The following is an 11,107-nucleotide window of genomic DNA, read 5'->3' as shown; positions in this document are numbered from 1 at the left end:
TAAGTTGGCAGCATCACCGCGCTATCAGAGGTAACTAAAAGGGATTTTTATGTCTGATAAAGTAACAGTAAAGCAAACTATCAACAAAGCAACTTCAATCTACAAAATTGAGCACATCACTGTTGGCAAGCCAGGATCTGAACAATACCGTCATGCTTTCGAGCTTGCCGATCAGCTTGGTTTAAAACACCCGGATTGCATCGAGCATGTATTTCCGACCTATGCTGATGAGCAATGTACTCATGTCCTTACCGAAGAGGATTTTTTCAGCACTGAAGAACGAGAAGGCGTTGATCGCTGCATTGGTGTGATTTGCTCTTCAGTGAGTTATGAGTTATTCCCTAATGTCCATGAAAATGGTGGTATTGGATACCAATTCCTGTACGAAGGCGATGAGCTTAAATGTTATGAACATGGTCTTCTTATCGAAAGCGTAGAATAATACCCTTCCTTCCAACCGGCTATGTTGGCCGATTTTTCACTTATCCACATTATCCACTGGGTAGATCCAATAATTAGGTCCATACAGATCCCAATTAGATCCATATAGATCCCTGATCGTTGCAGGCCGCGTCACGTCTGGCTTAGAAGTGTATCGCGATGTGTGCTGGAGGGAAAACGATGTGTGCTGGAGGGATAAAAATGTGTGCTGACGGGTTGCTAATGTGTGCTGGCGGGATATAGGATGTGTGCTGACGGGAAAGCCTGGGTAGTTATCACCACTTATAAAAACTATCCACATAATTCGGAAAAAGTAATATGAATCAATCATTTATCTCCGATATTCTTTACGCAGACATTGAAAGTAAGGCAAAAGAACTAACAGTTAATTCAAACAACACTGTGCAGCCTGTAGCGTTGATGCGCTTGGGGGTATTCGTTCCGAAGCCATCAAAGAGCAAAGGAGAAAGTAAAGAGATTGATGCCACCAAAGCGTTTTCCCAGCTGGAGATAGCTAAAGCCGAGGGTTACGATGATATTAAAATCACCGGTCCTCGACTCGATATGGATACTGATTTCAAAACGTGGATCGGTGTCATCTACGCGTTCAGCAAATACGGCTTGTCTTCAAACACCATCCAGTTATCGTTTCAGGAGTTCGCTAAAGCCTGTGGTTTCCCCTCAAAACGTCTGGATGCGAAACTGCGTTTAACCATTCATGAATCACTTGGACGCTTGCGTAACAAGGGTATCGCTTTTAAGCGCGGAAAAGATGCTAAAGGCGGCTATCAGACTGGTCTGCTGAAGGTCGGGCGTTTTGATGCTGACCTTGATCTGATAGAGCTGGAGGCCGATTCGAAGCTTTGGGAGCTGTTCCAGCTTGATTATCGCGTTCTGTTGCAACACCACGCCTTGCGTGCCCTTCCGAAGAAAGAAGCTGCACAAGCCATTTACACTTTCATCGAAAGCCTTCCGCAGAACCCGTTGCCGCTATCGTTCGCGCGAATCCGTGAGCGCCTGGCTTTGCAGTCAGCTGTTGGCGAGCAAAACCGTATCATTAAGAAAGCGATAGAACAGCTTAAAACAATTGGCTATCTCGACTGTTCAATTGAGAAGAAAGGCCGGGAAAGTTTTGTAATCGTCCATTCTCGCAATCCAAAGCTGAAACTTCCCGAATAAGTGTGTGCTGGAGGGCAGCTGCATTTGAAAAATGTGCGCTGCCGGGAATGCCTGCCCATTTTCCTGTTTTTGGTGTGCGCTGGAGGGTTGCGCCACGCAGTTTGCCCAGACATTCCCTCCAGCACACATCTAACCATCCAAGTTTCCCTCCAGCGCACATCTAATCTTCTATCTTTCCCTTCAGCGCACATATTTGATACCAGCGATCCCTCCACAACACATAATTCAATGCGACTTCCCTCTATCGCACATTCTGGTCCTGCATCATCCCTCCAGCACACATCTAATAGCCTCATCGCCATTTCTTTACGTGCAATAATTTACGCACGAATCAAAATAAGTTGCACGTAGCAGAATCAAACGTACAATTCACTCATACGAAATGATAAGGAGATGATGATGAAACGCGATTACGGCGGTGTCGGCACCATAGCTCTTCGTGCAAGCGCATTACTTAAGGCCATGAGTCAGGATATTGAAGATCAGCGCAAAGAGTTCAATCAGACCGAGTATTATCAGACGTTCACTCGTAACGCTGTGGCAAAGTTGCCGAAGCTGAGCCGCCGCATTGTGGAGCAGGCCATCAAAGAGATGGAAGATGATGGGTACCAGTTCAACAAGAAACAGGTCGGTAACGTTGAACAGTACGCGCTGACCATCCAGAACGTCATTGATATCTATGCCCACCGTAAGATCCCAAAATATCGCGACATTCACAAATCGCCTTACGTTATTTTTGTCGTAAACCTGAAGGGTGGCGTATCCAAAACGGTTTCCACAGTCACGTTGGCGCACGCTCTGCGTGTGCATCAGGATTTACTGCGTCACGATCTGCGCATTCTGGTAATTGACCTTGACCCTCAGGCATCCAGCACAATGTTCCTCGACCATACTCACAGTATTGGTTCCATCCTGGAAACCGCCGCGCAGGCGATGCTGAACGACTTGGACGCGGAGACGCTACGCAAAGAGGTGATTCGTCCGACCATCGTTCCTGGCGTAGACGTGATTCCAGCCTCTATCGACGATGGCTTTGTTGCCAGCCAATGGAAAGAGCTGGTTGAAGAGCATCTTCCCGGACAAAATCAGTACGAAATCCTTCGACGCAATATCATTGATCGTGTTGCGGATGATTATGACTTTATCTTTATTGATACCGGTCCACACCTGGATCCGTTCCTGCTCAACGGTCTGGCGGCCAGCGATTTGCTGCTTACCCCTACCCCACCAGCCCAGGTTGACTTCCACTCAACACTGAAATATCTCACCCGTCTGCCAGAAATGCTGGAGCAACTGGAGGAGGAAGGCGTAGAACCGCGTTTAAGCGCCAGCATTGGTTTTATGTCGAAGATGACCGGCAAGCGCGATCACGAGACATCACACAGCCTTGCGCGTGAGGTTTACGCCAGCAACATTCTGGACTCTTCTCTGCCTCGTCTGGATGGATTTGAGCGATGCGGCGAGTCTTTCGACACCGTAATCAGTGCCAACCCGCAATCGTATCCAGGCAGTGCAGAGGCGCTGAAGAAGGCACGAACCGAGGCCGAGCGTTTCACTAAGGCTGTGTTTGATCGAATTGAGTTTGTTAGGGGTGAGGCGGCATGAAAAAAATAGTTTCCCGTGGACGAGTGCTGGGCAAGAATAGCTCCGAGTTTGCTCGCATGCTTGAAGGCAGTGAAGGCACCAAAACCTTTACCCTAAAATCTGGCCGCCAGGCTAAATTTTTGCTTACCGTTGTGCTGAGTGGTGAGATTGAGTCGCGCACGTTCGTTGACCCGGCAGTTAACGGCCGCGATCAGTCTCTGCTCACCCCTGAGTCGGTAAGCGATATTTCCCGCACCATTAAATTGCAACAGTTCTTCCCGGCTATCGGTCGTATGGTTGGGGAGCGCATTGAGGTATTGGACGGATCACGTCGCCGCGCTGCGTGTATCTTCAATGAAACGAAATTTGAGATTCTGGTGACGAAAGATGAGATCAGCCTGGCGGATGCACGCCAGCTGGCCATTGATATCCAGACAGCCCGCGAACACACCCTGCGCGAACTGGGTAAACGCTTCGAGGTTATGTATGGTAAGAGCATGACCAAAGAAGAGATCGCCCGCGCTGAGAACATTTCAAAGGCTAAAGTTACGCGCGCGTTCCAGGCGGCAGCGGTGCCGGATGAGATGATTGCTGTCTTCCCTGTTGCCAGCGATCTCGCCCTGCCAGATTACCAGTTACTGCTCCAGATCTCCGAGGATGCCAACGCTAAAAGCGTGCCTATTGAAGAGCTGGTTGATACGGTGCGCGAACGAATTGCAGAGACTGAGGGCGCGAAAGAGGATAAAGCGAAGATACTGGCTATCTTCAAAGCGGAAAGCAAAAGCCTGAAGCCCGCGCCGGTTAAATCTGTGGTGGTTGAGAAGCTGCGAGACTTCTCTGACCGTCGCCAATATGCTCGAAAGAAGTCCGATCCGAAAAAACGGGTTGTCGCCTACGAGTTCTCCAGACTCCCGTCTGAAGTGCAAACTGAAATTGACGAAGCAATAAAAAAAATCATTGGGAAAATGTCTGCTGGGGAATAATCCCGCTGGTGGGAGGTGGTGTTAGCCCCTCCCCTTCCTAAAATGTCCCGCACCAATTTCATTACTAAACTTATGATTTGCATGTGTTTTTTAGGAGAATTTCAGACTGAAATTCCCACGATTTAACGCCTGCATTCACCGTCCACTTCCCCGCACAAAAAATTTAAAAAATTACTTTTCGCGAGAAAGTCAACAAGTGACTTTCAATAAAATCTCTTCCGAAAAGGGATTCACACAAGTGCCTTGTGTTTAAGGAAGAGTAAATTGAGTAACTTACGCGAATACCAGAATCGTATTGCAGATATCGCAAAACGCTCTAAAGCTGTGCTTGGCTGGGCAAGCACTGCGCAGTTCGGTACTGATAACCAATTCATTAAAGATGATGCCGCGCGTGCCGCATCTATCCTTGAAGCTGCACGTAAAGACCCGGTTTTTGCGGGTATCTCTGATAATGCCACCGCTCAAATCGCTACAGCGTGGGCAAGTGCACTGGCTGACTACGCCGCAGCACATAAATCTATGCCGCGTCCGGAAATTCTGGCCTCCTGCCACCAGACGCTGGAAAACTGCCTGATTGAGTCCACCCGCAATAGCATGGATGCCACTAATAAAGCGATGCTGGAATCCGTCGCAGCAGAGATGATGAGCGTTTCTGACGGTGTTATGCATCTGCCTTTATTCCTCGCGATGATCCTGCCTGTTCAGTTGGGGGCAGCTACCGCTGATGCGTGTACCTTCATTCCGGTTACGCGTGACCAGTCCGACATCTATGAAGTCTTTAACGTGGCAGGTTCATCTTTTGGTTCTTATGCTGCTGGTGATGTTCTGGACATGCAATCCGTCGGTGTGTACAGCCAGTTACGTCGCCGCTATGTGCTGGTGGCAAGCTCCGATGGCACCAGCAAAATCGCAACCTTCAAGATGGAAGACTTCGAAGGCCAGAATGTACCAATCCGAAAAGGTCGCACTAACATCTACGTTAACCGTATTAAGTCTGTTGTTGATAACGGTTCCGGCAGCCTACTTCACTCGTTTACTAATGCTGCTGGTGAGCAAATCACTGTTACCTGCTCTCTGAACTACAACATTGGTCAGATTGCCCTGTCGTTCTCCAAAGCGCCGGATAAAGGCACTGAGATCGCAATTGAGACGGAAATCAATATTGAAGCCGCTCCTGAGCTGATCCCGCTGATCAACCACGAAATGAAGAAATACACCCTGTCCCCAAGTCAGTTCGTTATCGCGGCTGAGCACACGGTACAGGCGGCGTATGAAGCACAGCGTGAATTTGGTCTGGACCTGGGTTCCCTACAGTTCCGCACCCTGAAGGAATACCTGTCTCATGAACAGGATATGCTGCGTCTTCGCATCATGATCTGGCGTACTCTTGCGACCGACACCTTTGACATCGCTCTGCCGGTTAACCAGTCCTTTGATGTATGGGCAACCATCATTCGTGGCAAATTCCAGACTGTATATCGCGACATTATTGAGCGCGTTAAATCTTCTGGTGCGATGGGGATGTTTGCTGGTGCTGATGCAGCATCTTTCTTCAAACAGTTGCCGAAGGATTTCTTCCAGCCAGCCGAAGACTATATCCAGACTCCGTATGTTCACTACATCGGTACCCTGTTCGGTAACGTGAAAGTGTACGAAGTACCTGCTGGTATTTGTAAGAACTTAACGACAGAGAACATTCAGTTCAGCTCGATGGATGTGCTGTGCTACGTCCGTGATGAAAATCCGGGTAAAGCAGGCTTCGTGACTGGTGATGCTGTCCCGGCCATCCCGTTCCAGCATCCGACCACTCCGGCGCTGGTCAACCGTACCACGCTGTGGGGTTCGGCTATCAACGATATGCACCCACGCAACGGCGCTGATTACTTCACTCGTGTAACGCTGACAATGGCCAAAAAAGGCGGGCTTAACTTTATAAGCGGCGACACGATTGATGCCGGTGACTCTGAGTAATCAGGGGAAGTTCTCCGTTTAACATAGCGCCCCGTGCGGGGCGCATAACAGGGAAAGTTATGTCTCAATATTCAATTCAACAGTCATTAGGTAATGCATCCGGTGTCGCTGTTAGCCCGATCAATGCCGATGCGACGTTATCTACCGGTGTTGTATTAAATAGCAGCTTGTGGGCAGGTATTGGCGTATTTGCGCGTGGCAAGCCGTTTACTGTTCTTGCGGTTACTGAGTCCAATTACGAAGATGTTCTCGGCGAACCGCTGAAGCCGTCCTCCGGCTCACAGTTCGAACCAATTCGCCATGTGTACGAAGCTATTCAGCAAACGTCTGGTTATGTTGTCCGTGCTGTTCCGGATGATGCGAAGTTCCCGATTATTATGTTCGATGAATCAGGCGAACCGGCTTACAGTGCGTTGCCATACGGTTCTGAAATTGAACTTGATAGCGGCGAAGCCTTTGCTATCTACGTTGATGATGGTGATCCGTGTATTTCTCCTACCCGTGAGTTAACCATCGAAACGGCAACAGCGGACAGCGCGGGTAATGAACGCTTCCTCTTAAAACTGACCCAGACGACTTCGCTCGGTGTGGTAACGACCCTGGAGACACACACTGTGTCTTTGGCGGAAGAAGCGAAAGATGACATGGGCCGCTTGTGTTATCTGCCTACGGCTCTGGAAGCCCGTTCTAAATATCTGCGCGCGGTTGTTAATGAAGAGCTGATTTCGACGGCGAAAGTAACAAATAAAAAATCGCTGGCGTTCACTGACGGTACCAACGGCGATCAGTCGAACATTTCCACTGCTGCTTACCTGCGTGCGGTGAAAGTGCTGAACAATGCGCCGTACATGTACACCGCTGTTCTCGGCCTGGGTTGCTATGACAATGCGGCGATCACTGCGTTAGGTAATATCTGTTCTGATCGCTTGATTGATGGCTTCTTTGATGTCAAACCGACATTGACGTACACGGAAGCGATCTCTGCTGTTGAAGATACCGGTTTACTTGGTACCGATTATGTAAGCTGTGCTGTCTATCATTTCCCGTTCTCCTGCAAAGACAAATGGACCCAATCCCGCGTGGTCTTCGGTCTGTCTGGCGCGGCGTATGAGGCGAAAGCTCGTGGCGTCAAGAAAAACTCCGATGTCGGCGGTTGGCATTACTCACCGGCTGGTGAAGAACGTGCCGTCATTGCTCGTGCATCACTTCAGCCGCTGTATCCTGAAGACACCCCGGACGAAGAAGCTATGGTCAAGGGCCGACTCAATAAAGTATCTGTAGGTACTTCGGGCCAGATGATCATCGATGATGCTTTAACTTGCTGCACGCAGGACAACTATCTGCATTTCCAGCACGTCCCATCCCTGATGAACGCAATCAGCCGTTTCTTTGTCCAGTTAGCCCGACAGATGAAGCATAACCCGGACGGCATTACTGAGTCTGGCCTGACTAAAGGGATGACCAAACTTTTGGATCGCTTTGTCGCCTCCGGCGCTCTGGTGGCTCCTCGTGATCCTGATGCTGACGGTACAGAACCGTATGTGCTGAAAGTTACGCAGGCGGAATTCGATAAATGGGAAGTAGTCTGGGCCTGCTGCCCGACTGGCGTAGCCCGTCGTATCCAGGGCGTACCGCTGCTTATTAAGTAAGGAAATACAATGAGCAAAAACTTTTTTCAATCCGGGGCATTTTTGGGGAATGGACTGTCTCGTTTCGCTTTGAACTCTGATCCTGTGCAGTTGATGGAGTCTGCCCGAGCAAGCGCCGAACCGACAACAGATCCGGTTATTAATAATAATCCGGAACCGGCGGCACAGACTAACGATAACGCTCCATCTGCCACGGCTCCTGAGCAAATCCTGGAAGGGAAAGACGGTAAAGAATGGACCGTCGAACAGGCGCACCAGATGATTCTGGAAGCTGCAAATCGAAGTGCTATGCAGAATGCGTTGAGTGATGCGGCCGACGCCGTTTTCGCCTGGGCTGATAGCGGTGATCTGACTTTCGACTCCCTTGATGGTTTCGTTCAGGCTATCGCTGGTATCTCTGATGACGACGACTCCGAAGTTACAGAAGAACAGGACGATGCCTATAACGAAGCATGGGCAAATGTTGCTGACTTCCTCGCAGCATGCGGTGTAGATGATGACCTGATCGAAGCACTGGCTGACGATGAAGACGACGACGCAGCTGCTGATGTTGGTGCCTCTATCGCTGGTTTAGATAGCGACGACCGCGACGAACTGGAAGCGGCGTTTGTTGTTGCTGGCACTTCTGATGAAATGCTGACTGAAGCATTTAAGAAGGTTGTTCGTAACGGTGAGATCAAACTCATCCGTAAACGCCTGCGTAAAAAACGTCTGACTGCGGCTCAAAAATCGGCGCTGAAAAAAGCGCGTCGAAAAGCCCAGACCGGCGCGGCAAAACTTGCCCGCAAAAAGTCAATGAAACTGCGCCGTAAGCGCCTTGTCTAAAGGAGGAGGCCGGAGAACTCCGGCCTTTAACTTGAATGGCTCCTATAGCTTATGGGGTTTACAGCCAGGCTGACGGTGTATCGCCATATCTGAAAGTTACTTTAACGAACTCTCAGTACCAGGTTACCGGATATATCAGCCAGGGAGCGGCAATGAACATGGCCCAGAATTGGGAAGCGCCGTTTACCGGTATGTCCATGGGATCTGTTTCTGGTGCTCTGGGTGGTTTTGTGCAAGTAGGTACTGAAACAACGTCGGTTGCCCGTTGGAATAGCTTAATGGTTTGGGAAGGGGGGACTCCGCCGACGTTCACGCTGCCTGTAACTTTCATTGCTTTGAACAATCCATTCATTGAAGTTTCAGGCGCTATCGCCGCGTTGACAGCCATGATTAGCCCGGAACTAAAAGCGGCCAATGTTGGTGGTCGAATCCCGGAGCGCGTGACGCTAAACATTGGTCGCCGGATCAACATCACCGATGTCGCCATCCAGGACTTAAGTTTTGATCTCGATGCGCCAAGGGACAGTAATGGATATTTCCTGAAAAACACCGTCAACCTCCAGTTGACCGGTTCTTCGATATATAACAGCTCCGATATTGTTCGGGCGTTCCAGTAAAAGGATTTTATATGGGGCACAATAACACTAAGGGAAACCGTAAATTTATTAAGGGCCGCTATACTGCCAACGCGGCCAAAGGCGAACGACTGGTATCTTCTGAATTCCAGCTCACTTTTGCAGGCCATGAAGATATCAGCGTACTGGTTCGCACGTCGCAAATCCCTGAAATGACTCGAGAGAATGTGGAGGACTATGGTCCGAATGGTGTGAAGTTCAACCAGCACGGACCAATTCGAAACTCTGGGGAAATCCAGGTCCAGTGCGTGGAGACTATCGAAGGCGATATTCTTCAGTTCATTAAGGATCGCATTGCGGCGAAGGACTATGTTGATATCACGATGGCTGCTACCCCTGAATCCAAATCTTCCGGGGTTAACGCTGTGACAAAAGCTGCTACAACAATTGAAATGTTGGACTGCAAAATCTACAGTGATGCAATCGACTTTAGTACCGAAGATGTGACTGCCGCTGTGCGCCCGTCACTTCGTATCGTCTACAACTGGATTGAGTGGGATTAAGAGTCATCCCTTGTATTTTAAAGCTCCTTTGGGAGCTTTTTTATTTGGAGAGGAAAGGGTGCATTGAGGATACCTGACACACGAAGAGTGGCGGGGATCTCTCCCCGCCAGGTCTCTTACCTTTCAGATTCGTAGGCTGTGAAGACAGTGACCTCCGTCTGGCCGGTTCGGATTCGTACCTCGCAGAGGTCTTTCCTCGTTACCAGTGCCGTCACAATGACGGTTAAACAGATGACGATCAGAGCGATTAATATCGCTTTTTGCTGCTTCATAGCCTGCTTCTCCTTGACCTTTTGGTCGGTAAGAGGCTAATCTACGTATGCTAAGCATAGATATTGCCTCAGATTAATGTTAAGCGTCTTGCAGGACGCGTAATGTTATCTGGGGCTTTCTTCTATCTGCTTTTCGGGTAATGCCTGAAGCAGATAGCCTCAAGCACCCGCAGCGATTGTATCAATGTCTGGCTTTTTTTCTATAGAAATCACCTGGAAGGGTGAATATCCACATCAGAAGAAACGTTGCAGCAAACATGACCCCTAATGGCCAGACCGCGCCAAAGAAAATCCATAGTGACTGCTCCCCGCCCTGTCGGGCGAGGCTTCCCACTGAATCGCCACAGGTTTAATAGACACCTCAGAGTCATTTAAGATGACTTAAAGAGAGGTGCCCATGAGTGGTAAGCGTTATCCCGAAGAGTTTAAAATTGAAGCAGTCAAACAGGTTGTTGATCGCGGTTATTCTGTTGCCAGCGTTGCAACACGTCTCGATATCACCACCCACAGCCTTTACTCCTGGATAAAGAAGTACGGTCCGGATTCTTCCACTAATAAAGAACAGTCAGATGCTCAGGCCGAGATCCGCCGTCTCCAGAAAGAGCTGAAGCGGGTTACCGACGAACGGGACATATTAAAAAAAGCCGTTGTAGATTCAATCTGTCAATGCAACACCCCTTTCAATTATCTCTTTCGGTGTTTTGAACTTCAGTGTCTTTCTCGGTCTGTTGTTTAGCTGAGCAGCAACCAGATCTAGTTCATGTTGAGTATATTGGGCAAGACATGTCTTTTTAGGAAAGTACTGCCGAATTAGCCCATTTGTGTTCTCATTTGTTCCCCGCTGCCGCTGCCAAGGACTCTGAGGATCGCAGAAGTAAACTTTAACGCCGGTGCTGACAGTAAATTCCAGGGAAGGTGCGAACAAGTTCTTGATATGAGATTATCATATTCATCCGGAGCGCATCCCAGAGGCACATCATGAGCGATCAACTCACCTTCGCCGATAGTCAATTCAGCTCTAAGCGCCGTCAGACCCGAAAAGACATTTGCCTCTCTCGCATGTAT

The 11,107-nt window shown here is 49.2% G+C and carries 12 protein-coding genes and 2 pseudogenes; 11 read left to right on the top strand and 3 right to left on the bottom strand.

The features are described 5' to 3' along the window. The first annotated feature begins 49 nt into the window (after nt 1–49). From A7589_RS12920 to A7589_RS12890, 7 genes are all read left to right on the top strand, one after another. Entirely contained in the window at nt 50–442 is a 393-nt protein-coding gene (locus tag A7589_RS12920) for a hypothetical protein (RefSeq protein WP_001281116.1), read from the top strand. A 317-nt stretch (nt 443–759) separates the two neighbouring features. Further along, nucleotides 760–1,620, top strand: a complete 861-nt coding sequence (gene repA, locus A7589_RS12915; RefSeq protein ID WP_001076427.1) for a replication protein RepA — start codon at nt 760–762, stop codon at nt 1,618–1,620. Nucleotides 1,621–2,019: 399 nt separating this feature from the next. Further along, the gene (locus tag A7589_RS12910) at nt 2,020–3,225 is read left to right on the top strand and encodes an AAA family ATPase (protein ID WP_000817632.1); all 1,206 of its coding nucleotides are present in this window, start codon (nt 2,020–2,022) and stop codon (nt 3,223–3,225) included. Further along, nucleotides 3,222–4,187, top strand: a complete 966-nt coding sequence (locus tag A7589_RS12905) for a ParB family protein (RefSeq protein WP_000725192.1) — start codon at nt 3,222–3,224, stop codon at nt 4,185–4,187. Before A7589_RS12910 ends, A7589_RS12905 begins: the two co-directional genes overlap by 4 nt. Before the next feature lie 264 nt (nt 4,188–4,451). Next, on the top strand, nt 4,452–6,158 hold the full coding sequence (locus A7589_RS12900) for a DUF8615 domain-containing protein (RefSeq protein ID WP_108188872.1): 1,707 nt from the start codon (nt 4,452–4,454) through the stop codon (nt 6,156–6,158). A 59-nt stretch (nt 6,159–6,217) separates the two neighbouring features. After that, complete coding sequence (locus A7589_RS12895; RefSeq protein ID WP_108188871.1) at nt 6,218–7,807, top strand: hypothetical protein; 1,590 nt, start codon at nt 6,218–6,220, stop codon at nt 7,805–7,807. Between the two features lie 9 nt (nt 7,808–7,816). Continuing rightward, the gene (locus A7589_RS12890) at nt 7,817–8,632 is read left to right on the top strand and encodes a hypothetical protein (protein ID WP_108188870.1); all 816 of its coding nucleotides are present in this window, start codon (nt 7,817–7,819) and stop codon (nt 8,630–8,632) included. Between the two features lie 112 nt (nt 8,633–8,744). On the opposite strand, the gene A7589_RS23710 is transcribed toward A7589_RS12890, so the two are convergent. Continuing rightward, nucleotides 8,745–8,963, bottom strand: a complete 219-nt coding sequence (locus A7589_RS23710; protein WP_001420245.1) for a hypothetical protein — start codon at nt 8,961–8,963, stop codon at nt 8,745–8,747. Between the two features lie 46 nt (nt 8,964–9,009). Between A7589_RS23710 and A7589_RS23705 the strand changes: the two genes are divergently transcribed. Together A7589_RS23705 and A7589_RS12880 are read left to right on the top strand one after the other, a co-directional pair. Then, complete coding sequence (locus tag A7589_RS23705; RefSeq protein ID WP_001470211.1) at nt 9,010–9,249, top strand: hypothetical protein; 240 nt, start codon at nt 9,010–9,012, stop codon at nt 9,247–9,249. An 11-nt stretch (nt 9,250–9,260) separates the two neighbouring features. Then, the gene (locus tag A7589_RS12880) at nt 9,261–9,770 is read left to right on the top strand and encodes a hypothetical protein (protein ID WP_000509940.1); all 510 of its coding nucleotides are present in this window, start codon (nt 9,261–9,263) and stop codon (nt 9,768–9,770) included. A gap of 116 nt (nt 9,771–9,886) precedes the next feature. Here the strand turns inward: A7589_RS12880 and hokD are convergent, their stop codons facing one another. Continuing rightward, nucleotides 9,887–10,042, bottom strand: coding sequence for a type I toxin-antitoxin system toxin HokD (hokD, locus tag A7589_RS12875; RefSeq protein WP_001352007.1), 156 nt, complete (start codon nt 10,040–10,042; stop codon nt 9,887–9,889). Between the two features lie 397 nt (nt 10,043–10,439). On the opposite strand from hokD, the pseudogene A7589_RS12870 reads away from it, so the two are divergent. Further along, nucleotides 10,440–10,688 (top strand): annotated as a pseudogene (locus tag A7589_RS12870) (transposase); the annotation flags it as partial. Nucleotides 10,689–10,697: 9 nt separating this feature from the next. Here A7589_RS12870 and A7589_RS12865 read toward each other — a convergent pair. Further along, a pseudogene (locus tag A7589_RS12865) lies at nt 10,698–10,961 on the bottom strand (IS30 family transposase); the annotation flags it as partial. Between the two features lie 59 nt (nt 10,962–11,020). Here A7589_RS12865 and A7589_RS23265 point away from each other — a divergent pair. Beyond that, nucleotides 11,021–11,107 (top strand): hypothetical protein (locus A7589_RS23265; RefSeq protein WP_235613312.1); only part of this gene is annotated, 87 nt, incomplete at its 3' end.

The sequence above is a fragment of the Escherichia sp. MOD1-EC6475 genome, from assembly GCF_003046645.1.
Taxonomy (GTDB): Bacteria; Pseudomonadota; Gammaproteobacteria; order Enterobacterales; family Enterobacteriaceae; genus Escherichia; species Escherichia ruysiae.
This window is presented reverse-complemented; position numbering and strand designations above follow the sequence as displayed.